This window comes from Methylophaga sulfidovorans (assembly GCF_900114205.1).
Classification (GTDB): domain Bacteria; phylum Pseudomonadota; class Gammaproteobacteria; order Nitrosococcales; family Methylophagaceae; genus Methylophaga; species Methylophaga sulfidovorans.
The window spans coordinates 38,780-63,811 of sequence record NZ_FOSH01000018.1 but is presented as its reverse complement, the minus strand read 5'-3'; the positions used below and the strand labels follow the sequence as shown (position 1 = coordinate 63,811).

General features: G+C 43.1%; 25 protein-coding genes. 7 read left to right on the top strand and 18 right to left on the bottom strand.

The annotated features are described in order from the left end of the window. The 10 genes from BM232_RS13210 to BM232_RS13165 form a co-directional block, all read right to left on the bottom strand. Positions 1–301, bottom strand: a 301-nt coding sequence (locus tag BM232_RS13210) for a transposase (RefSeq protein WP_143092277.1), incomplete at its 3' end; no start/stop codon positions are given. A 33-nt stretch (positions 302–334) separates the two neighbouring features. Further along, entirely contained in the window at positions 335–1,219 is an 885-nt protein-coding gene (locus BM232_RS13205; RefSeq protein WP_091715578.1) for a transporter substrate-binding domain-containing protein, read from the bottom strand. 11 nt (positions 1,220–1,230) lie between these two features. Then, positions 1,231–2,280 carry an HD domain-containing phosphohydrolase gene (locus BM232_RS13200; protein ID WP_091715576.1) on the bottom strand — a complete coding sequence of 350 codons (1,050 nt, stop codon included), beginning with the start codon at positions 2,278–2,280 and terminating at the stop codon, positions 1,231–1,233. Between the two features lie 142 nt (positions 2,281–2,422). Further along, on the bottom strand, positions 2,423–3,229 hold the full coding sequence (gene dapB / locus BM232_RS13195; protein ID WP_091715574.1) for a 4-hydroxy-tetrahydrodipicolinate reductase: 807 nt from the start codon (positions 3,227–3,229) through the stop codon (positions 2,423–2,425). A 44-nt stretch (positions 3,230–3,273) separates the two neighbouring features. After that, positions 3,274–4,386, bottom strand: a complete 1,113-nt coding sequence (dnaJ, locus tag BM232_RS13190; protein ID WP_091715572.1) for a molecular chaperone DnaJ — start codon at positions 4,384–4,386, stop codon at positions 3,274–3,276. A gap of 90 nt (positions 4,387–4,476) precedes the next feature. Next, the gene (gene dnaK, locus BM232_RS13185; RefSeq protein ID WP_091715569.1) at positions 4,477–6,399 is read right to left on the bottom strand and encodes a molecular chaperone DnaK; all 1,923 of its coding nucleotides are present in this window, start codon (positions 6,397–6,399) and stop codon (positions 4,477–4,479) included. Positions 6,400–6,498: 99 nt separating this feature from the next. Then, a complete protein-coding gene (grpE, locus tag BM232_RS13180; protein ID WP_091715566.1) occupies positions 6,499–7,038 on the bottom strand; it encodes a nucleotide exchange factor GrpE in 540 nt (179 codons plus the stop codon). An 827-nt stretch (positions 7,039–7,865) separates the two neighbouring features. Continuing rightward, a complete protein-coding gene (dnaQ, locus tag BM232_RS13175) occupies positions 7,866–8,603 on the bottom strand; it encodes a DNA polymerase III subunit epsilon (RefSeq protein ID WP_091715564.1) in 738 nt (245 codons plus the stop codon). 9 nt (positions 8,604–8,612) lie between these two features. Continuing rightward, positions 8,613–9,056: a ribonuclease HI gene (gene rnhA, locus BM232_RS13170; RefSeq protein ID WP_091715562.1), complete on the bottom strand. Its 444-nt coding sequence runs from the start codon at positions 9,054–9,056 to the stop codon at positions 8,613–8,615. After that, positions 9,043–9,774 (bottom strand): class I SAM-dependent methyltransferase, encoded by a 732-nt coding sequence (locus BM232_RS13165; RefSeq protein WP_091715559.1) that lies wholly within the window; start codon positions 9,772–9,774, stop codon positions 9,043–9,045. The genes rnhA and BM232_RS13165 overlap by 14 nt, the downstream gene beginning before the upstream one ends. Positions 9,775–9,801: 27 nt before the next feature. Here BM232_RS13165 and gloB point away from each other — a divergent pair, with 27 nt between their 5' ends. Beyond that, on the top strand, positions 9,802–10,572 hold the full coding sequence (gene gloB / locus BM232_RS13160; protein ID WP_091715557.1) for a hydroxyacylglutathione hydrolase: 771 nt from the start codon (positions 9,802–9,804) through the stop codon (positions 10,570–10,572). Here the strand turns inward: gloB and BM232_RS13155 are convergent. The 5 genes from BM232_RS13155 to BM232_RS13135 all read right to left on the bottom strand — a co-directional run bounded on the left by BM232_RS13155 (position 10,569) and on the right by BM232_RS13135 (position 14,925). Then, positions 10,569–11,390 carry a mechanosensitive ion channel family protein gene (locus tag BM232_RS13155; RefSeq protein ID WP_091715554.1) on the bottom strand — a complete coding sequence of 274 codons (822 nt, stop codon included), beginning with the start codon at positions 11,388–11,390 and terminating at the stop codon, positions 10,569–10,571. The genes gloB and BM232_RS13155 overlap by 4 nt on opposite strands. A gap of 1 nt (position 11,391) precedes the next feature. Beyond that, the gene (locus BM232_RS13150; protein ID WP_091715552.1) at positions 11,392–12,414 is read right to left on the bottom strand and encodes a quinone-dependent dihydroorotate dehydrogenase; all 1,023 of its coding nucleotides are present in this window, start codon (positions 12,412–12,414) and stop codon (positions 11,392–11,394) included. Beyond that, complete coding sequence (locus BM232_RS13145) at positions 12,415–13,215, bottom strand: DUF2797 domain-containing protein (RefSeq protein WP_177207334.1); 801 nt, start codon at positions 13,213–13,215, stop codon at positions 12,415–12,417. It lies immediately after the preceding gene. A 96-nt stretch (positions 13,216–13,311) separates the two neighbouring features. Further along, on the bottom strand, positions 13,312–14,172 hold the full coding sequence (locus BM232_RS13140; RefSeq protein ID WP_091715547.1) for a mechanosensitive ion channel family protein: 861 nt from the start codon (positions 14,170–14,172) through the stop codon (positions 13,312–13,314). 18 nt (positions 14,173–14,190) lie between these two features. Beyond that, a complete protein-coding gene (locus tag BM232_RS13135) occupies positions 14,191–14,925 on the bottom strand; it encodes a hypothetical protein (RefSeq protein ID WP_245752955.1) in 735 nt (244 codons plus the stop codon). 143 nt (positions 14,926–15,068) lie between these two features. Between BM232_RS13135 and BM232_RS13130 the strand changes: the two genes are divergently transcribed. From BM232_RS13130 to BM232_RS15145, 4 genes are all read left to right on the top strand, one after another. Further along, positions 15,069–16,646, top strand: a complete 1,578-nt coding sequence (locus BM232_RS13130; protein ID WP_245752953.1) for a lytic transglycosylase — start codon at positions 15,069–15,071, stop codon at positions 16,644–16,646. 6 nt (positions 16,647–16,652) lie between these two features. After that, entirely contained in the window at positions 16,653–17,132 is a 480-nt protein-coding gene (gene trmL, locus BM232_RS13125) for a tRNA (uridine(34)/cytosine(34)/5-carboxymethylaminomethyluridine(34)-2'-O)-methyltransferase TrmL (RefSeq protein WP_091715539.1), read from the top strand. A gap of 263 nt (positions 17,133–17,395) precedes the next feature. After that, a complete protein-coding gene (locus BM232_RS15150; protein ID WP_245752951.1) occupies positions 17,396–18,859 on the top strand; it encodes an ABC transporter substrate-binding protein in 1,464 nt (487 codons plus the stop codon). A 1-nt stretch (position 18,860) separates the two neighbouring features. Further along, positions 18,861–21,275 (top strand): sensor domain-containing protein, encoded by a 2,415-nt coding sequence (locus BM232_RS15145; RefSeq protein WP_245752950.1) that lies wholly within the window; start codon positions 18,861–18,863, stop codon positions 21,273–21,275. Here the strand turns inward: BM232_RS15145 and BM232_RS13115 are convergent, their stop codons facing one another. From BM232_RS13115 to BM232_RS13105, 3 genes are read right to left on the bottom strand one after another with little or no spacing between them, the layout of a single operon-like run. Beyond that, a complete protein-coding gene (locus tag BM232_RS13115) occupies positions 21,276–22,223 on the bottom strand; it encodes a YncE family protein (RefSeq protein ID WP_091715537.1) in 948 nt (315 codons plus the stop codon). Then, complete coding sequence (locus BM232_RS13110) at positions 22,224–22,745, bottom strand: SRPBCC family protein (RefSeq protein ID WP_091715535.1); 522 nt, start codon at positions 22,743–22,745, stop codon at positions 22,224–22,226. 41 nt (positions 22,746–22,786) lie between these two features. Continuing rightward, complete coding sequence (locus BM232_RS13105) at positions 22,787–23,107, bottom strand: hypothetical protein (RefSeq protein WP_091715585.1); 321 nt, start codon at positions 23,105–23,107, stop codon at positions 22,787–22,789. A 196-nt stretch (positions 23,108–23,303) separates the two neighbouring features. Between BM232_RS13105 and BM232_RS13100 the strand changes: the two genes are divergently transcribed. Together BM232_RS13100 and BM232_RS13095 are read left to right on the top strand one after the other, a co-directional pair. Beyond that, positions 23,304–24,290 carry a sensor histidine kinase gene (locus tag BM232_RS13100; RefSeq protein WP_091715533.1) on the top strand — a complete coding sequence of 329 codons (987 nt, stop codon included), beginning with the start codon at positions 23,304–23,306 and terminating at the stop codon, positions 24,288–24,290. 10 nt (positions 24,291–24,300) lie between these two features. After that, positions 24,301–24,945 (top strand): response regulator transcription factor, encoded by a 645-nt coding sequence (locus tag BM232_RS13095; protein ID WP_091715530.1) that lies wholly within the window; start codon positions 24,301–24,303, stop codon positions 24,943–24,945. Positions 24,946–25,032: the final 87 nt, after the last annotated feature.

The window sequence follows — 25,032 nt, the reverse complement described above, 5'->3', positions numbered from 1 at the left end:
CCGTAAATACCATGCCATTGCGCTTTAGCAGGCCAAACACCGGTACTTTACCTCCAGCCCCTCGGCCTCGCTTACCTTTGCGACTGCCACCGAAATAACTTTCATCAGCTTCGATCTCACCTTCTAATAATTCAAGGTGTTCACTATGCTCATAAATCAACGTCCTTAAACGTTGAAAATAGCCAATGGCTGTTTTCACATTCACACCAACTAAAGATGCTGCGGTGCGGGCTGTTACTCCCCCTACAAATAACTCAATTAATCGCTGTTGCTTGTACCAGCTCAATCGGCTTTTTCTCATGCTCAGATAATACCTTTTTAAGTATTATCTGGATCAGCCCCTAATATTTTTAGATACGCCCTCTGCAACAATATTTCGTTTGAACCATTTATCATCAATACTGCGTTTTTGAATAGCAGAGAGCGCCAGTAAGCCTTTATCAATAATGGATGACAACACGGGCTCAGACTTCTGTGTAGCCATATAGAGATTCTCACTGCCTAAATAGCGTGTTGACTGTAAGGGTTCGATATTCGTAATCCCTTGTCTCTCAAGTTGGTAGCTTAAAACCGCATAGTAGTCATACAACAAGTCTGCTTTGCCACTTAATACCAGCTGAATAGCCTGCTCTGCTGTATCGGTTTTAATGATATTAAGTTCGGGGAAATAACGTTTAATCGTACTGATTCGGGAGTCTTCTCTCGGCAAAGCGACCCGTAAATTATCCAAAGAGTTTTTGTTATCCAGCTTGATATCACTGCGAATAAAAAAATACTCTATTACTTCATGATACGGACTGGAAAAAGTCATATATGAAGACTTTTCTTGTGTCATAAATACAGCAGGTAATAAATCAATTTCCCCTGCCACAAACTGTTTAAGGTGGTCGCGCCAGCTACCAGTCTCTTCATATTTGAATTTCAAACCGGTTAACGATGAAATAATATTAAGATAATCTCTGGCTATACCCTGATATTGCCCTTTCGAATCAACAAAATCGTAGGGTGGCCACTCAGTTCCTCCCCCGACGGTCACTACTGGATGCGTTTTTATCCAGTCACTTTCTTCCTGTGTTAATAATATCGGTGTCTGATACTGTGTTTTAACCGCTTCATTATTCGCCATAGCAGTCGAACTAAACAAAGTAACAAGCACATTGAATAACAGAAAGAACAGAGTAATAAACATCGTTCTTTTTGTTATCAAATCATGATTCATCTTATACGCTTCTATTTCACTATTTCAGCAAACTGATCATGATTCTGTACCATCAAATCCACTAATTCAGGATCAAAATGAATACCACGTTGTTCCTTAATGAACTCAATAGCCTCATTCACAGGCCAGGCGAGTTTATAACAGCGTTGATGAGTCAAGGCATCAAACACATCCGCTAAGGCAACGATACGACCATAAATGTGAATATGATCGCCTTTTAAGCCTCGCGGATAGCCACTACCATCCCACTTTTCATGATGTTGATGCGCAATAATCGCTGCTGATTTAATTAATTTACGTTTGGAGCCTGACAGTAACTTATAGGCGTTTGTGGTATGCGACTTCATGATTTCAAATTCTTCTGGTGTGTATTTTCCTGGCTTATGAAGAATCTCATGAGGTACTGTCATCTTGCCGATATCATGCATCGGTGACGCATGGTAGAGGGTTTCTGCATCCATATCCGTTAATGTCGGATGTAGTTTGGCTAATAATGATGAAATCTCTGCTACACGGCGTATATGCTTACCGGTTTCATCCGATGTGGATTCCATTAATTCAGTTAAAAACCAGATTAACTCTTTTTGGCTGTTTTCTAGTTCTGATAATAACCGGGCCTGAGCAAAACGAGATTTTGTTTCAAGATCAATATTTTGCTGCTCAAGCCATTTTTTGGTTTGATATAACTGAACGTGGGTTCTGACACGTGCTAATAGCTCAGCCGCATGAAAAGGTTTGGTCACATAATCGACCCCGCCAGCCTGAAATGCCTTTGCAATAGAGTCAACATCGGCTTTAGCTGTGAGGAAAATGATAGGAATATCGTGGTACTGGGCTCGGCTTTTTATACGTTTACAGGTTTCATAGCCGTCCATCCCTGGCATCATGATATCGAGCAGAATCAGGGAAAAATCAGCATCACCTTTATCAAGGATTGATAATGCTTTTTCACCATTATTAGCAAAAGAGAATTCATAACTGTCTTCTCTCAGTAAACTCATAGCGACCTGAATGTTGTCAGGAACATCATCGACTATGAGAATCTGAGCATGAGCTGCCATCAATCCAATCCATTGATTATTAATGGCTTGATTATATAAGTAAGTTAAGAGGAAAGTACAATACCCTGCCCAAGGCAGGGTATAAAAAGATTAAACCGGATAGCAGGAATAAAATACTGGGCTGAATGTTGAAAAGCCGATTTTAAGATAAACCCAATACATCCTGCATATCAAACAAACCATTTTGCTTTTGCATTAACCAGCTAGATGCTCGCATGGCACCAAAAGCAAACGTCATACGGCTTGAGGCTTTATGGGTAATTTCAACCCGTTCACCTTCTGCTGCAAACATGACCGTGTGATCGCCAACAATATCGCCCGCACGAACCGTAGCAAAACCGATCGTATTTCTGTCACGTTCACCCGTTCGACCTTCACGACCATAAACAGCACATTGTTTAAGATCACGACCTAAAGCGTCAGCAACCACTTCTCCCATGCGTAATGCGGTACCAGATGGCGCATCAACTTTATGACGGTGGTGGGCTTCAACTATTTCGATATCAACATCATCACCCAATACCCGGGCGGCAATATCTAATAATTTCAATGACAGATTGACCCCAACACTCATATTCGGTGCCAGAATGGTAGCAACTTGCTTAGACGCGTCTTCAATGGCTTGTTTTTGCTCTGCATCAAAGCCGGTTGTGCCGATAACGGGTCGGCATTGGTTCGCAACACAGGCAGGCAATAAAGCCATGGTCACTTCAGGCAGGGTGAAATCAATAATGATGTCAGAGTCTTTTGTGGCTTGTTCGATATCCGAGCTAATCGCAATACCTAATTTTCCAACGCCAGCAACTTCACCAGCATCAGCACCGATTAACGAAGAATCGGCGCGATCAATAGCTGAGCTGAGCTCCAAGCCCTCAGTCTGTTCTACAGCCTGAATCAGACAGCGCCCCATTCTGCCAGCAGCGCCATTAATCGCAATCTTAGTTGCCATAATTATTCCTTTTTCATTTCGCCTAATGATGTCAACGCATCATATTATTCAAAAAAACGTTTTACCGCATCCAGCCAAGAGCTATGTTTCGGATTGTGTTTTTCACCGCCGCCTTTCAGATCGCCCTCAAACTCTTGCAGTAATTCTTTCTGTTTTTTTGATAATTTTACCGGTGTTTCAATGATAACCCGGCATAAAAGATCACCAGTTGCACCGCCACGAACTGATTGCACACCTTTACCTTTAAGTCGGAATTGCTGACCGGTTTGCGTGCCTTCAGGAATCTTCAGATTGGCCTTACCTTCTAAGGTCGGCACTTCCACTTCACCACCCAATGCTGCCGTCACAAAACTTAATGGTACGTCGCAGAATAAGTTTGTGCCGTCCCGGGTAAACACATCATGACGGTTTACCGATACTTCTACATAGAGATCACCCGCTGGTGCACCGTGGGTTCCTGCTTCACCTTCACCCGCCAGACGAATACGGTCGCCGGTATCGACACCTGCGGGCACTTTTACTTGTAGTGTTTTTTCTTCTTGAACCAGCCCTTCACCATGACAGTCTGGGCAAGGTTCTTTAATCATCTTACCTGTGCCCCGACAATGAGGACACGGTTGTTGCATAGTAAAGAATCCCTGCTGTATACGCACCTGACCATGACCACCACAGGTTGTACAAGTAACAGGCTGTGTGCCTTTCTTCGCTCCGGAGCCATCACAGGTTTTACATTCTACATTCACTGGAATGCGAATCTTCGCCGTGGTTCCAGCAACGGCATCTTCTAATGACAAATCTAGACGATATCTTAAATCAGCGCCGCGATAGGCTTGCTGCCGACCACCACCTCCACCGCCGAAAATATCATTAAATACATCACCAAAAATATCGCTGAAGCCGCCACTACTTCTGAATCCACCGCCCATGGACTGATCCACACCTTCATGACCAAATTGATCATAAGCGGCACGCTTTTGGCTGTCAGATAAAATTTCGTAGGCTTCTTTGGCTTCTTTAAACTTGGACTCCGCTTCAGCATCATCAGGGTTTCTGTCCGGATGATATTTCATCGCCATGCGACGATAGGCTTTTTTAATTTCAGCTTCGGTCGCCGTGCGTGATAATTCTAAAACTTCGTAATAGTCTTTTTTGGCCATTATTCTTTTTCCCAACTACCTAAAACGACAAAACAGGCGCCGGAGATTCCTGACGCCTGTTTGCCATGCTCGACATAATCTCGTTAAAGATTATTTTTTGTTGTCGTCGTCGACTTCTTCAAACTCAGCGTCGACAACATCATCACCTGCTTTCGCATTATCAGCTTGGCCGGCATCTGCAGCACCTGCTTCCGCATTTTCAGCGTATGCACGTTCTGCCAGTTTGCCAGCGACTTCACTTAAAGCGGCTGTTTTCGCTTCAATATCGTCTTTGTCTTCGCCTTTAATAGCTTCTTGTAAAGCGGCAATCGCTGATTCAATTTTTTCTTTTTCATCAGCTTCAACTTTATCACCCAAATCTTTGAGTGATTTTTCTGTGCCGTGAATCAATGCATCAGCTTGGTTACGTGCAGTGACAAGCTCGTGGAATTTACGATCTTCATCCGCATGCGCTTCTGCATCTTTCACCATTTTCTCAACTTCGTCATCTGATAAACCGCTAGAGGCTTTAATCACGATAGATTGTTTTTTGCCTGTTGCTTTATCAGCTGCCGATACATTGAGGATACCGTTAGCATCAATATCAAATGTAACTTCGATTTGTGGTGTACCACGTGGTGCAGGAGGAATATCCGCTAAGTCAAAACGACCCAGTGATTTATTCGCTGATGCCATTTCACGCTCACCTTGAAGCACATGAATGGTTACCGCAGGCTGATTGTCTTCTGCTGTTGAGAACACTTGATTCGCTTTTGTCGGAATCGTGGTGTTTTTCTCAACCAGTTTGGTCATCACGCCACCCATGGTTTCGATACCCAGGCTCAGAGGTGTTACGTCAAGTAACAATACATCTTTCACATCACCTGAAAGTACAGCAGCCTGGATAGCAGCACCCACTGCAACCGCTTCGTCAGGATTCACATCGCGACGAGGCTCTTTACCAAACATTTCTTTAACCGCTTCCTGTACTTTAGGCATGCGGGTTTGGCCACCTACCAAAATGACATCATTGATTTCAGATGTTGATAAACCAGCATCTTTCAGTGCCATTTTACATGGCTCCATGCTGCGTGAAATCAGATCTTCAACCAGCGATTCCAACTTAGCACGAGTTAAACGCATTTCCATGTGTTTAGGACCTGATGCATCAGCTGTGATGTAAGGCAGGTTAATATCTGTTTGCTGGCTTGAAGACAGTTCAATCTTCGCTTTTTCAGCCGCGTCTTTCAGACGTTGCAGAGCCAATGGATCTTTCGCCAGATCAACGCCTTGATCTTTCTTGAACTCAGCTACTAAATAATCAATGATGCGTTGGTCAAAGTCTTCACCACCTAAGAAGGTATCACCGTTAGTCGCTAATACTTCAAACTGGTGTTCGCCTTCAATATCAGCAATCTCAATAATTGATACGTCGAATGTACCACCACCTAAGTCATAAACAACCACGGTAGAATCACCGCGTTTTTTGTCCATGCCGTAAGCCAGTGCTGCAGCGGTTGGTTCGTTGATAATACGTTTGACTTCCAGACCGGCAATTTTACCTGCGTCTTTCGTAGCCTGACGTTGTGAGTCGTTGAAGTAAGCAGGTACAGTAACAACGGCTTCAGTCACTTCTTCACCTAGAAATTCTTCAGCTGTTTTCTTCATTTTCATCAGAACACGAGCTGAAATTTCTGGTGGCGCCATTTTTTTATCGTTAACAGAAACCCAGGCATCGCCATTGTCTGCTTCAACGATTTTATAAGGCACCATGTCGATGTCGCGTTGAACCACATCTTCTTTAAACTTACGGCCAATCAAACGTTTGATACCGTACAGTGTATTGTTTGGATTAGTAACGGCCTGACGTTTAGCAGACTGACCGACCAATACTTCATCATCTTTTGTAAAAGCAATGATTGATGGCGTAGTGCGATCGCCTTCGCTGTTTTCGATAACGCGAGCTTTACCATCTTCCATCACTGCGACACAGGAGTTTGTTGTTCCTAAGTCAATACCAATAATTTTTCCCATTTTTATACTCCATCAATCTTGTATCTTGCTGGCTATTTAAGCCGCCTTCGGATAAGTAATTGGGGGATAAAATTAAAATTTCAAGCCCCGAATCTATTTTTATTGAGAGACCACAACCATTGCCGGTCGAAGTAAACGGCCATTAAAACTGTAACCTTTCTGCATCACGCTAATAACATGATTGGCTTCAATGCCATCGGCTGGCTGCATTGACACGGCTTGATGTAACTCAGGATCAAAAGGTTGCCCGACCGGATCAACCTGCTCCAGCCCAAGCTTGCCAATGTTATCGAGTAGCATTTTCATCGTCATACTCATACCATCACGAACCGCTTCTAATGAGGCTGATTCTGACTTGGCCGCGTTAAGACCCAACTCAAGGCTGTCACAAATAGGTAAAAGCTCATTCACAAACTTATCTAAGGCGTGTTTATGGGCATTTTCCAGGTCCCGAGCATGACGGCGGCGAACATTCTCCAGATCAGCACGAGCCAATAACACTTGATTCCAATTTTCTTCGGCTTGCTGTTGTGCTTCTTCCAGTAACTGCTCTGTCGTCTTTTCTGTTTCTGATGATGCCTCAGTTTCAGCCTGCTCATTCGCTTCTACTTCTGGCTTTTCGATTTCTTCATTGCTCATGATGATAGTATTCCGCTTTGCTTCTAACAGAACGTCAATCTGGGGGTGAAAAATTTGATTTCAAGGAGAACTTTGGAATTTATTGATTTTTTGTGATTCTACTTGTATTCAAAGCGTTATCTAATATCTGAGCTTTGAGGTTTCGGGTTAAGCCCGAATTCATTTATTTTGCTTGTCCAAAATAAACGCACGCCCAAACGACAACGTATAAAAAACAAACCATCATCAATACACAGAGGTTTATCTTCAGAGTTATCAGTCATTAGTTTCGCCTTGATGGCGAGTCAGGGAAATGCTTGCCCATTTCCCTAACAACCCTAGGGCACCCCACCGTGCTGGCCTGCGGCTCCACTGCGTTGCTCACTTTGTCTGGCGTCTGGTTAAAACTCGCTACGCTCACAAATTTGTCTGGAACAAATTTGGACGCCGGAGGCGCCCAAAGGGTGAGTGGCATGGATGCCACGAATCAAACACTAACCAGCCGTTATCCAGACAAAGTTGTGCTACTCGTCAGCACAAACGGGGATTTGAAAAGCTTCCACTCTTCCCGTCTATTGCCGCTAAAAATTCGCTGTATTTTATGGATTAAGTGGACACGTGTTTGAGCGTAGCGAGTTGGTGTCCACGCCATAAAATACAGTGAATTTTTAGAGATAAGGCAATATCGGGTGCCCTTTTGTTTGGTTCGTTTATTTTGGGCATGCAAAATAAATGAACGCCCCGCGGCAGCTTCGATGCTTTAATTCAACGAGCGTGTTGGGTTTCGTTCCTCTACCCAACCTACAAGTCTGACGTTTAGTTAAAACTCGCTATGCTCACAAACTAACCTATGACTTTAACCAAACACACTCCCCACCACTACTTTTCTGCACTTTCTCCAACATCGCCTCATGTGCAACAAGCTCTTCCTCTGAGGCACGGATAACTCTGAGCTTTCTGGAAGGAACAGAAGACAGAGTTTCTTCGACTTCATTATCCGATGATGATTTGGTTTCGACTTCTTCCTCAGCAGCCAGCAGCATGGAGACTTGACCACCGGTCATGGCTAAATAAACGTCAGCTAAGATCTCAGCATCCAGTAAGGCGCCATGTAGCTCACGATTGGAGTTATCCACGTCATAACGTTTACATAGGGCATCGAGATTGTTTTTCTGACCTGGATGTTTATCCCTGGCCATTTTCAAGGTGTCTAATACACTACATAAGGTATTCACCCTACGCTTTTCACCTTTGAGTTTTTTCAGTTCGTGATCAATAAATCCCACATCAAACGGGGCGTTATGAATGATGAGCTCAGCCCCTTCGATAAACTGTAAAAAGTCTTCAGCAACATCTTCAAAACTAGGTTTATCGGCTAAGAATTCGTTAGTAATTCCATGGACTTCAATTGCGCCCGCATCAATTTCACGATGTGGATTAATATATTGATGAAATGTTTGTCCTGTCAGGCGACGGTTAACCATTTCCACACAGCCAATCTCAATAATGCGGTGATCTTCAGCTGTGCTGATACCAGTGGTTTCGGTATCCAGAATCACTTGTCGTTTAACAATATTTTCTGCCATGGTGTCCTCTTATTTTTTACCGGTGATTTGCTCTCTGGCGGCAACAGCTAATTGATCTGCACGTTCGTTTTCAATATGTCCCTGATGACCTCTTACCCATTCCCATTTTACCTGATGTGAGGCTACCGCTTTATCAAGGCGCTGCCAGAGTTCAACATTTTTCACTGGCTTCTTTGCTGCTGTTTTCCAGTTTTTGGCTTTCCAGCCTGATAACCATTCAGTCATGCCTTTAATGACATATTGTGAATCAGTGGTAATTGTCACCTGACAAGGGCGTTTTAATGCTTCAAGACCTGCGATCACAGCCATCATTTCCATCTGATTATTAGTGGTATTTTTTTCGGCACCTGACAGCTCTTTTTCTTGTCCCTTTGCACGCAAGATGACACCCCAGCCGCCCGGGCCCGGATTGCCACTGCAGGCACCATCAGTAAATAACTCAACGTGGTCCATCTGTTCCTTCTCTTGTTATCGGTTTATTGACTAAACCAGCTGACGGAAACAAATTCGGTTGACGCCAGCGTTGTTTAATTGGGTTAAGTGGAATTGTTCTTTTGCAAGCAACCACAATTGTTACGCCGCCAAAACACGGCCATAGACGTTTTCCCCAGCGCTCCAAAAAGCGGCATTTATTTAGCCAACTCAACCGACTAAAAGGTGGCCTGAACATCACTTTATGATGCTCAACCACTTCAAAATTTAATAGTGCTAACCAATCCCGAATACGGGTTTGAGTAAAAAAGTGGCCGTGCCATGGCGCATTATCCTGCCATGAAAACAAACGACGCAGCCCCCAAAAACTCCAGGGATTGAAACTACATAAGATGACTTTGCCATCAGCAGCAAGGACCCTTTCTGTTTCCCGCAGTACCTGATGTGGGTCATGAGCATATTCCAGCACATGTAAAAGTAATAAATTATCTATACTATGAGACTTGAAAGGCAGCGCCTCGGCGCTAGCATTTAAATCCCCCGTTGGTCCCACAATGCTTGTTTTAATAGCGCGATTAGAAGGTGGAAATAAACAATATTGCCCGCCTAATTGAACATAAAAATAGCCGACTAAAGGCTGATTAAGTGATGTCAGGGTATCCTGCTCCTGTTGGATAAGCATCTCACCCAATGGACTATGCCACCATTGATTCAGTCGTCGTTGTTTGTTCTCATTCATACTCTGGGCCTATTACAAGGAGAAACCATGCTGACCGTGCACCGAATTCCCGCATTTGAAGACAATTATATCTGGCTTATTCAAGCGCAAGGCACGAATAAAGTTATTGTCGTTGATCCAGGTGATGCCATGCCCGTTCTGAACACATTAAGATCTAAAGATCTGGACCTCATTGGCATCTTTATTACTCATCACCATGCCGATCATACTGCTGGTATTGTTGAGTTAACAAAAGACCTTACCATCCCAGTTTATGGTCCGGCTAATGAAAACATAAATGGAGTGACTCATCCACTATCAGGCAGAGACACAGTTAAGGTTGACCCCGCATTTCCTGAATTTACTGTACTGAATACGCCAGGACATACCCCCGGTCACATCAGCTATTTAGCTGAAGGAAAATTGTTTTGCGGTGACACGTTATTTGCTGCAGGCTGTGGCCGTTTATTAGGGGGTAGTGCAGAGCAACTACATTCCTCTCTCAAGCTGTTAGCAACGCTACCCGCTACAACAGAAATCTATTGCGCTCATGAATACACATTAGCCAACTTACGTTTTGCTAAAGCAGTAGAGCCAGAAAATGCCTTGCTAAAGCAACGCTTTGAACAAACAGAAAAGGCCCGCCAGCAGCAACAAGCTACGGTTCCTTCTTTGATGGAGGATGAATTGGCAACCAACCCCTTCCTGCGTTGTGAACTAGACAGTATAAAAAAGGCGACCGAAACATTTTCCGGTCGCCCGCTTTCCAATAGCCAAGCCGTCTTTACAGCGCTAAGAGCATGGAAAGATCAATTTTAAGCAGCCTTTTCATCTTCTTTATCAAGGTTGTTAAAGTGAATGTCCATTTGTGGGTATGGAATAGAGATACCATTTTCGTCGAACGCTAATTTAATGGTTTCAATCAATTCCGAACGAACCGGCCAGTAATCATCGGCGGCAACCCATGGACGGACATCAAAATTCACACTATTATCACCTAACTCTGATACCCGAATAACAGGAGCGGGATCGGCCATCACTTTCTCATGTCCAGTGACAATATCGGTCAATAATTTTTTAGCTTTTAACAAATCATCGTCATAACCAATACCAAAAACCATATCGATTCGTCTGGTATCTTTTGCTGAGAAGTTGGTGATAGTGCCGCCATAAATCATGCCATTAGGCACAATAATTTCACGATTATCACCTGTTTTCATAATCGTGTTGAAAATGGTAATCGACTCAATCACACCAGCTGTTCCGCCGGCATCAACAAAGTCACCAATTTTGAAAGGTCTGAATAAAATCAGCATCACACCCGCAGCAAAGTTTTGCAGAGAGTCTTTCAGCGCCAGACCGACGGCTAAGCCCGCCGCACCAAGCACAGCGATCATTGATGTGGTATCGACACCCAGCTGATCTAAAGCTGCAATCAGTACAAATAGTAATAAGATGGCATTAGCAATAGTGCTGAAGAAATTAATCAGAATCGGATCAAGATTTGCTCTGACCATTAATTTACGTGACATTTTTACCAGCCACTTGACCACAATACGACCCACAAAAACGATGATCGCAGCATAGAGAATATTGATCAGCCAGAATGCGACAATACTTCCGGTTGCAGTTTCCATGTTAGTTCCTCTTTGATATGGATTGAATCACTTCTCGAATAAGTTTAGGTCCCTGATAAATCAGACCACTATAAATTTGTACAAGGGATGCACCAGCATCCAACTTGGCTAACGCCTGTTGTGCAGACATGATTCCACCCGCAGCGATGATAGGCAAGTCATCATCGAGTGCTTCCCGGAAAAGTCTGACAATTTCGGTGGATTTTTCAAAAACAGGCGCACCACTCAAACCACCCGCCTCATCAGCATTTTTCAGGCCTGCTACAGTCTCACGAACCATTGTCGTGTTTGTAGCTATCACCGCATCAATCTTATGTTTATTAAATGCTTGTGCGAGTTGAGACACTTCCTCTTTTGTCAGATCTGGCGCAACCTTCACTGCCATTGGTACATATTTTTCGTATTGTTCTGCTAATTCAGCTTGCGCATTTTTTAAGGCAGATAACAAACTGTCCAGCGACTCACCAAACTGCAGCGTGCGAAGTCCTGGCGTGTTGGGTGAAGAAATATTGATAGTGACATAGTCAGCGTGCGGATAAACCTTATTCAGACCGATTAAATAATCATCTACCGCTTTCTCAACAGGTGTATCAAAATTTTTGCCGATATTAATACCAATTAAGGTTTTTGTATCCGCCGCTTGAACTTGTTCAATAAGATGATCAACGCCCAGATTGTTAAAGCCCATACGGTTGATAATGCCCTGTGCTTCAGGAATGCGGAATAATCGCGGTTTCGGATTCCCAGGCTGTGGTCTTGGTGTGACCGTACCAATTTCCACAAAACCAAAGCCCAGTGCTGACATGGCTTCAATATGATCACCATTTTTGTCCAGACCGGCAGCTAGCCCGACAGCATTGGGAAAAGTCAGGCCCATCACCCGTACTGGCTTCATATTCATTTTACGTGTCATCAACCATGACATACCGGTCATTTCCAGACAATCAAGACCGACCAAACCTAGGTGGTGCGCCTTTTCGGCATCAAGACGAAACATCAGATCACGCATAATGCGGTAAAACATTTATACCTCCACTTCGATGTGATAACCGCTAAATTTGCGGAGATTGATAACACCTTTATCTAATATCAGATACTGGCCTTTAATACCTTCCAGTCGCCCTTCAACCGTTGCCGTTTTGTCAAAATTAAACGAACTGACTTTTTTCGGATAAGCATTCACTGGATATTCAATCGTTTGCACAGGCTCAGCTGTTAATACCTGAATAGCTGACTCACCAAACTGCTGTTGCAGCAGGGTTATTTCACTTTCACACAAAGCTAAAAGTCGATCTCTTTCTGCGGCTAAATCAAGCGGTTCCGCTTCGCCTTTTAACATTTTCCGCCAGTCAGTTCGGTCAGAAACATGCTGTTTGAACATAACCTCAACCAAGCCTGATTGATAACGGCTTTTGACCCGGAAAATAGGCACAGCCTGAGTGGCTCCCTGATCAATCCAGCGTGTAGGAATCTGATTAATACGGGTAATACCGACTTTTAAACCAGAACTATTGGCCAGATAGACAATATGATCCTGCATACATACTGCTTCCCCCCACTCAGGCTCACGGCAGGTGCCCTGATCATAGTGGCAAATTTCTGGTTTCATAAAACACAAATCACATTGTGCTAACTTCTGTGAACAGGGGAAACAAAAGCCACCACTAAAACTTTTTTTGGTTAAACGGTTGCAATTCACACAATGTATTTCACCTTGATAATGTAAGGAAATCGGCTGACCGATCACCTCATTTAAAGCGAATAATTGTTCATCGAGCTTTATTGCATAATTTGCTTGTGTGTTGTTAGTCAGGCTGACCTGCATTTTGGACAATTGTCCACTAAGCTTTGCCACTGAATCTCCCTTTAATCTGAGTTTTATGTTGATCTTATCCTAGATGGACTGTTGTCGACAGAGCAGCTATTCCTTGTTATCCATTTTTGGCTTTGGTTCATTATCCGTCACCAAACGAATCGGAAAAGGTTCGGTTACAGAACCGGTATATAAGGATCGATGAGGGAAAGGAATTTCTATCGATTCAGTATCAAACGCTTCTTTAATTTCTTCATGAATACTGTTTTTGAGCTCAATAAAACTTTCACGCTTCACCCATACTGAAAACTGCATATTTAATGAAGAGTCACCAAAGCCCAGAAACACAAATTTCGGTTTAGGTTCATCGAGACAAAGTGGATTCGCTTCCGCCACTTTCTCCAGGACTTTTCTGACCGCCTTAATGTCTTCTTTCAAAGCAACAGCGATGCTTAAATCAATTCTCCTGATAGGAAAACGAGTCAAAGTGGTAACTTCAGATTTAATTAATGTTTCGTTAGGTATCCGTACAAACAGATTATCAAACGTGCGTAACTTCACTGACAATAAATCAATTGAAAGCACTTCCCCGGTCGTCTCACCCACCTTGATTAAGTCGCCCACAGAAAAAGGTCGCTCAGCGACTAAAAACAAACCACTGATAATATTTGAAGCCGATGTTTGCGAAGCAAAACCGATGGCGACGGATAGAACACCGGCGGCACCAATCAAAACGCCCAGGTTGAAGCCAATAGCATTTAAGCCCATCACAACAAACACCAACAGAATCAAATAGGAGGCAACACGTGCCATCAAAAGCTGTTGATGTGTATCAAAGCGGTTTTTACTCCATTGACGTACAGCCCGGCTGGCCATCTTCGCCAAAATAAGCCCGACAATAAAATAAATCAGCGCTTCCAATGCAGACATAAACCATTCTGCATTTAAATTGTTAATCCATTCCGTCATAGATTCTCGCTCAGGTTATTAACCAAATAAGGCTGAAATGGCCTTGGTAATTTTGCTACGTCCAATGTCTTCTCTGGCCGGGCAAACCAGCTCAAGTTCGCTGAGCGGTAATCCACCACTTATCACCTCGTCCAAACTCAAAATCGCATCATCCTGATTACGTCTGACCAAGGTTATACGTGGTGTCCAGAATTGTCCGTGTTTATCGGCATACAAACTTAAATTAGGTGCAGGCACACTAATTTTATCCAGTGTTAACATTTGCTCAGACTGGTTCTGAATACGAACTTCAATAGCGGCCCTCGCTTTATTATTGGCAATAGGCTTCACATCTAATTGCTCACTCACTTGCGAGGCATAACTCAACACACCCTCACGGGTATTTGGACCAAACCAGGAGTCACATACTTTCACCGTTGGAATGTCCAATACTTTTTGTTCAGCTGTGCCAGCACCGAGCTGCAACCATAATGGCAGACACACAAACAGCGTGACCTCCTGAAACGGCAACAAACTTACAGAAACCACTGGCCGACAGACAACTGGACGATCAGCCAAGGCTGGTCGAATCACCATTTTTTCTGGAAGTTCAGCAAAAACAAAACGTTGTTCATGCTTAGGTGGCGACTCAAAAGGACTGATTTCATTTCTTAAGGAAGGCTCAAATTGGTTAATATTTTGTTGCCATTCATAACCAGCCCACCATTGATGAGGAGCAGATCGAAGTTCCAGACAAACATCTGCGCATCGCATAACGAATTGTTTTTCCTGGGGAAAACTAAAAACACCCCACCAATTATTTAGCTGTTCAACCATCAGTAATTACAACTTTTATAAATTATTCGGAGACAGGTCGAAAATCCTTGCTTATAATAGCGCGGATGTTTACTCGAAATATGATAAGAATAGCACTCGTATCGGTATTTACGTTACTTGTCGCTTCCTGTAGCAGCACACCGGAAAAAGTCGCGGCAGCCTCGACTTCGCCGTCTGATACGTATTCTAAAGCGAAGCAAAAACAGAAACACACTCCCTGGGAACAAGCTTACAACGAATCCCTAGAAGAAAACGAAAACCCTCTCTCCTCAGAAAACCCACCAATCACCCTTCCTCCCCAAGACCCAACTGATGTTTGGGAACGCATTCGCAATGGCTTTGTGATTTCTGATTATAAGACCCTAGAGCCGGATACTGAACGCCAACTTCGCTGGTTTATTGATCATCAGGATTATGTAGCACGGGTGGTAGAGAGAGCCAGACCTTATCTTTATTACATTGTTGAAGAAGTCAAAAAACGTAATATGCCGATGGAAGTCGCCTTATTACCCGTAGTTGAAAGCGGGTTTAAACCGATGGCGTACTCACCCAGTCATGCAGCAGGACTATGGCAGTTTATTCCAGGTACTGGTGAGCTTTACGGTCTGGAGCAAAATTGGTGGTATGACGGCAGACGTGACGTAGTTAAGTCAACAAACGCTGCACTTGATTATCTTGAAAAGCTTCATAACGATTTTGGTGACTGGCAACTCGCCTTTGCTGCTTATAATTGTGGTGAAGGTACCGTCGGACGAGCCATTAAAAAGAATCAGGCAGAAGGTAAACCAACTGATTTCTGGTCTTTGGATCTTCCTAGAGAAACCTCTGCGTATGTGCCTCGTTTAATGGCTGTCAGCCATATGGTGAAATATCCAGAACGTTACGAATTAGAGTTAAGCCCAATTGCTAACAAACCTTTCTTTGGTCAGGTCAATATCGGCTCTCAGATTGATTTAGCCATGGCGGCTAAGATGGCTGGCATCAGTGAAAAACAACTGCATCAACTAAATCCGGCATTCAATCGTTGGGCAACAGCGCCACAGGGCAATCATAAATTAGTATTGCCACTTGAAAAAATCCCCACATTTAAAACCGCTTTAGCAAAAATGCCCGCTTCACAACGTGTTCAATGGGCACGCCATGAAATTAAACGTGGTGAATCTTTAAGCGTTATTGCCAGAAATTACGACACCACGGTTGATGTTATTAAACAAGCCAATAAACTCGGCAGTACTCAAATTCGTGCGGGAAGAAATCTACTTATCCCGGTCGCATCACATAACATCAGCCAGTTAGCTGTAAACAAAGTACAAAAAAATGTATCGCCTGAAAAAGTCACTAAATCGACTTATATTGTTAAAGCTGGTGATACCTGGTGGGATATTGCCCGCAAAAATAACACCAATGTAAAAACGCTGACTCAACAGAATAAGAAATCGGCCAAAGACATTCTGCGTGCAGGTGAAAAACTCGTCATCACCAGTGCAGTGGACGTCAGAAAACCGGTCAACTACACCATCAAAGACGGTGATTCACTGTGGGCAATCTCACGAAAATTTAATGTCAGTGTTGCTGATGTAAAAGAATGGAATGGTTTAAGTGATCGCTCAACATTACAACCAGGCCAGAGTTTAAAACTTTACATAGACGAAACCTGATTTACCGTGCTGCACGTTGCTCTGTTTGAGCCCGAGATACCTCCCAACACGGGCAATATTATTCGTTTATGCGCTAATGCTGGTGCCGGTCTTCACTTGATCGAGCCGCTTGGTTTTGCCATAGATGATAAACGCTTACGGCGTGCGGGCTTGGATTATCACGAATTTGCTGATGTCATCGTACATAAGAACTTTGATGACTTCCTAGTATGGAGCAACGCCAGACGAATTTTTGCCTGCACTACAAAAGCTACACAACATCACCATCAAGCCAGCTATAAAGATGAAGACATCCTGCTGTTTGGTCCGGAATCACGAGGTTTGCCTGGCGATGTTCTCAATCAACTCGATGATGGGCAAAAAATACGCATACCGATGTTGCCTGACAGTCGAAGTCTTAATCTTTCTAATGCAACAGCCATCATCTTGTACCAAGCATGGCAACAACTGAATTTTGCTGGTTCAAAACAGCTTGATAATCACTAAATACTGTTGCTCAGCAATATAGCTAATTCAGCTTTGCTGAGGCATATCGATTTTTTTAGAGCCGATCTTTGAAATAGAAATGCGAGTGTCCCCCAGAGCTTCGGGATAACGTCGCTATTCTTATTAGACTTGATTAGGTTATCATCTCCGTACCGACACACAACATCTAAATCTATGTGTGCGTGCTATGGAAAGCTATAAACATAGATGTTTATCCTCTATACAATTCATTGAGCATTATTCATGGGTGTAAATCACTACAAATGATAAGCCATCGATTTTTTTGTGTATGTCTTCTTAGTCTTTTACTGAGTCTGTCGCTATCCAGCTATGCTCAAGTAGAAAGTACAAATGAAGCTGTACCTTTGGAAAAAGTCAGTTTGCAACTGAAATGGAAATATCAATATCAGTTTGCAGGCTATATTGCTGCTGTTGAAAAAGGATTTTATAAAGAGGAAGGCTTGGATGTTGAACTTCGTCCGCGTCAACCTAGCATTAATGTCGTCAATGAGGTCGTCAGCGGAAAAGCCGATTATGGTATCGGTGGTATCGGGATTCTGGCTGAATATGCGAACGGTTTACCTATAAAAGCCTTAGCTGCCATATTCCAGCATGACGCTTTAGTATTTATGTCACGCGCACAATCCGGGATTGTCAGTCCCTATGAAATGGCAGGAAAGCGAGTCATGTTTGACTCAACAAATGGCAATGATGCCATCTTAAGAACCCTGTTGAATGACGCGGATATTCGACTCAAAGATATCAATATTATCCCCCAGAAAATGGGCATTGATAGCCTGGTCAATAATGACGTTGATGTCATTTCTGGATACATCAGCGATCAACCCTACGAATTTCTGCAGAAAAAAATCCCTATCAACATCATCAATCCACGTAATTATGGTTTTGACTTTTACGGCGATATTTTATTTACCAGTGATGACGAACTAAAAAAGTATCCAGGCCGGGCCCAACGTATGCTCAAAGCCTCGTTAAAAGGCTGGCATTATGCGCTCGAGCATAGTGAAGAGATGATTAGAATCATCAAGCAGAAATACGGTGCCGAACAAAGCCTGTCCCGCCTCAGGTTTGAGGCAAGAGAGACAAAAAAATTAATATTGGCGGATTTGATACCTCTCGGCAGTATTGAACCTGGTCGTCTCAAACGCATTGCAGATATTTATGCACAACTGGGGGTCGCGCCTGCTTTACCAGAGAAAACCCTTAACCACTCCATTCATCAACCCAGTACCATGCTATCACTCACTCAAGATGAGCAGGCGTGGTTGCAGGCTCATCCTGTTATCAAAGTCGGTGTAGACAAAGACTTTGCTCCCTATGAATGGATCAATAAGGATGGTGAATATGTTGGTCTGGCAGCTGAATACATCAACTTGCTGGAAGAACGTCTCGGTGTGAAATTTGACATCATCTCTAACCGAAGTTGGGATGAACTGATGACTATGGCCCAAAACGATGAAATCGATATGCTGGCCTGTCTCAATGAAACCCCTGAACGTAAGGAATACCTGAAATTTACCGACCCGTATATTCAAAATCCTGTGGTTATTATTAATACGGATATCAATGGCTACATCGGTTCATTAAACAATCTGGCAGGCAAAACAGTTGCTATAGAAAAAGGTAACTTTAGTAATGCACTGCTGAGCGATGATTACCCTGAAATAACCTTACTGTTTACTGACACCCCACGACAAGCTAAGTGATGTGCTGAATACCTCACCCGTGCCAGAAATCATTATCGATAATTACGGTAAGATTACTTACCTCAATCAGGCTTTTATTAGCTCTTTCGGCTATGAGCTAAGCGATATTCCGACGCTGGATGATTGGTTACTCAGAACCTTTCCCAAAATAGAGACACGTGAACGGTTTATTAGACAAACGGGTATCGCCTTTAGTAAACAATATGTGTCTTTCAACTTTGAATCGATTGAAACCGATCTCATCTGTAAAGATGGGCAACGACGCTCAGTCATTGCCAATGCCCGTAAAGTCACCAGCGATACGAGACCGGATACATTAATCATCCTTTACGATATTACCGAGAGAAAACGCGCAGAAGAGAAGTTAAAACTGTCCGGAAGGGTCTTTACCCAAGCACACGAGGGCATTCTTATCACCGATGCGGATGGCCTGATCGTGGATGTAAACCCTGCCTTTTCAGAAATCACAGGCTATAGCAGGGAAGAAATATTGCACCAAAATCCTTCAATATTACGCTCCAATAAACACGATGCTTTATATTTTGAAGAGATGTGGAATGAGCTCCGCCAGCAAGGCCACTGGCAAGGGGAAATATGGAATAAACGTAAAGATGGTCAACTCTATGCAGAGTTACTGACCATCTCCACATTAGTCGATGATTATGGTGAAACCATTCACTATCTCGGCATGTTCTCTGATATTACCCAGAGCAAAGAGCAACAGCATGCACTGGAAATGATGGCGCATTACGATGTGCTAACTCAACTGCCTAACAGAACCTTATTTGCTGACAGATTCAAACAAGCTATTGCCCATAGTAATCGTAATAAGAGCCTGCTTGCTGTCGTCTTTTTAGATTTGGACGGTTTCAAACCCGTTAACGATACCTACGGCCATGAAGCTGGCGATCAATTACTTATCGAAGTATCAGCTCGCATTCAATCCTGTATCAGGCAAGATGACACCGCATCACGACTCGGTGGTGATGAATTTGCTTTATTACTCAATGACGTCAGTTCAGCAGAGCACTGTGAAACGCTGATAAATCGTATCCGCAATGCCATTGAGCTTCCTTACCATATTGATGGCAATGCCATCAGTTGTAGTGCGAGTATTGGTATCACCCTTTATCCACTCGATAATGCCGATGCGGATACCTTGCTACGCCATGCCGACCAAGCCATGTATCAGGCAAAAGTGTCGGGCCGTCAACGTCATCATATGTTTGATACGCGGCAAGACGAGCAAATGTCTGAACAGCAAAATCAATTTAAATCGATTCAAGATGCGTTGATATCGGAGCAACTTGTCCTGTTCTATCAACCCAAGGTCAATATGCGGTCCGGTGAAATCATTGGCGCTGAAGCATTAATACGTTGGCAACATCCTGAGCGAGGTTTAATCACGCCGGGTCACTTTTTGCCTATCGTTGAAGGCAGTTCGCTGGAGATAAATATAGGAAACTGGGTTATTGAACGCGCCATAAAACAGCTTAGTGACTGGATTGAGCATGGCTGGACTATGGAAATGAGTATTAATATTTCCTCGCGCCATCTGCAATGGCATGGTTTATTTGATCATTTGGATCGTGTTTTAGCCAAGTATCCGAATGTGCCCTCCTATCTGATTCAATTAGAAGTTCTGGAAAGCAGTGTTTTAACCGATCTTAATAATATTTCTTCTATCATTAAAACCTGTCGTCATACGCTTGGTCTTAAGATTTCGCTGGATGATTTTGGCACCGGCTATTCGTCACTGACACATTTACGCCACCTTCCTGTAGATACCGTAAAAATAGATCAGAGTTTTGTTCGTGATCTGATTGATGATCCTAATGACTACACTATTATTGATGGCGTTATCGGTCTGACAGATGCCTTCCATCATCAGGTCATTGCTGAGGGTGTAGAAACAACAGAGCATGGCATGATGCTACTGGCTATGGGCTGTGACTTAGCACAAGGTTATGCTATCGCTTATCCAATGTCCGCCGATGATTGCAATCAATGGTTCACTAATTATCAGCCAAATATGCAATGGATCGAGCTGGCTAACCGACAGCTTAATGCAGAACAGACATTAGTTGAATTGATGACACTACAGATTAATTATTGGCTGAATCGTGTTATTGCCAATTTAGAATCAAACTCTGACAATATTGCTCATTGGCCACTGATGAACCATAAAAAGTGTCACTTCAGTTTATGGCTGGAGCAAGCCAGGAAACAGAATTTGTTTGATAGAGTATGGATAGAGTCGATGAAACTGGCTTATACAGAGCTTTATCATAATGCCAATAGTCTGAAATATCAGTTTCAGGAAGACCAGCATCCTATTAAAGATACTGGTATTGCTGAACTGAAAGCTCACTTTAATATCATTGAACAATTATTGGATGCAAAAAAACAGCAGTAATTAGTCGCCAATAAAGCGGCCCAGACTTCTTGGTCCATCAGGCATAGCGATCTGTTTAATCACTTTCTGAGATTTAATATCAATCACCGACAAAGTATTGCTAAACCAGTTAGTCACATAGGCATATTGACTGTCATCTGTAAAAGAAATACTTTCGGGCATTTCGCCAACGTCAATTTTTGCCACTCTTTGTAAATGTTGTGTATCAAATACCCACACATCGTTAGTGCCTTGATTCGCCACATATAACCACTGATTATCTGGCGTCACAGCAACACCATAGGGTGCGATACCCGCTTCTAGTGTTTTGATGACCTTGTAATCATCACCACTGATCACCGTTACCGTATTGTCCTGAATCGCTGTGACATAAATACGTTTGCCATCAGGACTCACGGTAACAGCATAAGGCGCTTTACCGGTCTTAACTTCAGCGTACTGACGCGGCGTATCGGCATCAAGCACGGTTAATGTGTCACTATTGCGGTTAGCAACATAGATACGTCTTGATTTACTGTCTATGGCTAAACCAGCAGGATTTTTACCCACAGATAGAATATCAACAACTAATTTTGTCTCAGGGTTAATCACAACAACCGCATTACGTTCCCAGTCAGAAACAAAAACCTGATGTTTACCGGATGGATCCACTGCGATGGCAAAAGGTTGTCCACCGGTTCTAATTTCACCCAGTTTTTTATTCGTTTTCGTATCAATCATGGTAACGACCCCCATTTCCGGATGGGTAACGAATAATTGATTACGCTGATTATCTAAGGAAATGCCAACGGGCCCAGTTGCTACATCGACTGCAGCCATTATGTCCTGTTTATCAATATCAACAACGGTGATTTTACTTGCCGCCTGACTACTGATATAGGCATGTTGAGCTGCTAGTGGCATCGCCACTAGCAATAAGCTCAATGAGAGACCTAAACGCAACTTCACTTATTTCTTCCCTTCAAGGGATTCTTTTAGGCTGGCCATTCCTGTCTTGGCAAATGCTTCCATAGCTTTAACAGCCGATTCATCATTGTATTGCTCGGGCGGGAAGTTGCCAGTGTCAGCACGATAGAAGCGTCCCTTCCAGCTCATTTCCGTACCTTCATTTGCTTTGCTTAATTCAATACTGACGGTATAAAAACTCACAGGAAATGCTTCAATATTTTCTTCCAGTAAGCGGTAACTCAGATAATGTTTCGCATCATCTTTTTCATCCAGACTATCGGTAATTTCACCTTTACCTTTCAACTTAAGCACTCGAGTACCTTCTTCTGGTGAAGTCACGGATTCAACCATTGGATGCCAATCTGCAATACCATTAAAATCTGATACTTTTTTCCATACTGTTTCAACGGGTGCATCAATCACGATGGTTTCATCGATTTTTTGTGGTGTTGGTCCATGAGCGAAAGCAAGACTAGTGACGAATAATTGACTTGCCATCAAGGCGGTTGCCCATAATTTCATTAAGTGTTCCTCTTTAAATTTAAAGTATCGTAGATAAGATGTTATTTAGGATCGCGGTTGGTATGCCCCAATGTTTCGACATGACCATTAACGATGCCGAATTGGGTATAGCGATAAATTTTGTCAGAGTGTGCTTGCTGAACGAGATCGCGGTAAATCCAGAATTCAACCGTGCCACTCGCGTTTTCTTTCTTAGAAATGCTGTCAGGTTCACCTAACTCCGTTTTGATAAATTCGGGGGGTTTTCCAGTAAAGTGTTTGAGGAATGCCATTTCCTCATAGGTTTTGTGTGTGCTGGAATCAGCCAGGCTAATTCCGGGAAAAAAAAGTAATACTGAAAGCAGTAGTGGCACGAGTTTCATGTTCTTCCTCAAAGTGAATAGAAAACTCGACCATCGTACTGAGCATTGTGCCGATACCGTTAGAGACATGTCCTTGTATTTCAGCAGGACCTTTTCATCTATGTCTGCGTGATTTGCTCCCCATCTCATCTTAGGCTATGGGTAAATCGCCATCTCTCCTTCATACTTTTCTTTTTTGCTGACGTATGAATACATTATGGAAGGCCTGCAGCTCCAAAAACATCCCAGTACTAATAGTCTGCGTAAACAAAGTATTAAACGCGATGTCGTCTGGATTACCTTATCGTCATTTATTACTTATCTTGTCGCATCGTATTTCGATCTGGCTGAACGTTATATCGATTGGACTGCCCTCGGTGAGCTCTATCAGCTTGATGAAATTATTTTTGTTCTACTGGTTTTTTGTGCAGGCCTTATCTGGTTCAGCAGCCGACGTATTTCAGAACTATCATTATCTCTGAAACATAATTTGGCTATGCAGGCAGAATTAAGCCAAAACAATAAAAAAATCCGCCAGCTGCTCAACGATAAGCAGTCATTAGTACAACGGATAGCCTTAGTCAGAGAATCTGAACGCGATCATCTTGCCTTTGAACTTCATGATGTTTTTGGTCAACACCTGGCTGCAATGGATGCTAATCTGACAGTGGCTTTAAACCAGACCAACAACACCGCTCTCAAGCCCATTCTTGAATCCGTCATGGACAGCACCACGGTGCTGCGTTCAATTACACGCAATAAGCTACGCCATCTCAAACCGCCTAGTCTTGACAGTATTGGGCTGAAAGGCGCCGTACGAGAGCTGGTATCAGAATGGAAGCAATCATTTTCTGGTACTGAAAATATATCGCTCGATATTAATGATAACGAAATCCCCAAACCGGTTGCCCTGACGATGTACCGTGGTCTTCAGGAAGGACTCACCAATATTACCCGGCATGCTGATGCAGAGCAGGTGTTTATTCATTTTCACCAATTCCGCGAACCTGGCAATGCCTGTATTCAATTAAAGCTGGAGGATGACGGTCAGGGCATTAATACCAATATTGAAAGCCAACAAGGCCTTGGTCTCATCAGTATTCGTGAACGTTGCGAAGCACTTGATGGTGAATTTTATATCGCAGCACGACAACCTCAGGGAACCTGTTTAACTATTACGATTCCTTATGACCCCATTGTTTGAGTAAACCATTATGTCCAAAACGACTATTTTACTAATCGACGATCATGCCATTCTTCGAGATGGCTACCAGCATTTATTGAACTCTTCAGGCTTTGACGTTATCGGTCAGGCCAGCAACTCTGAAGAAGGTTACCGACTATATGTCAGTAACAAACCCGATGTCTGCATCATTGATATCAGTATGCCCGGAGCCGGTGGACTTGAATGTATCCGCCGGATTACAGCCAGAGATCCTCAAGCCAAAATTCTTGTCTGTACCATGCATGATGATTCGACCCTTGCTATGCGAGCTATGGATATGGGCGCCCGCGGTTATATCACCAAGTCCTGTCCATCTTCCGTATTGATTGAGGCCGTTAAGACTATCTCCAGCCGTGGTCATTATCTCAGTACTGAAATAGCTCGTTCCATTGCCATGGAAAAACTCATTCATGCCGATCAGAAAGTACATTCTTTATCACACCAGGAGTTTGCCGTATTCCGAATGGTAGCTGAAGGTAAAAGTATCAATGAAATGGCTGAAAATCTGGCTCTGGCACCTAAAACAGTTTCAAATTATAAAACCAATATGATGCGAAAATTAGGTACCAATAATTTAGCTGAGATTATTTTCCTGGCACAAAAAACAGGCCTGATTACTACACCGCCCAATTAAGCAAAGCTAGTGAAAAAGTTCATTATGTTTTTACTCATCCATCCCATCGAAAAATGAAAACAAAACCTAACGCTCTGATAAATAACA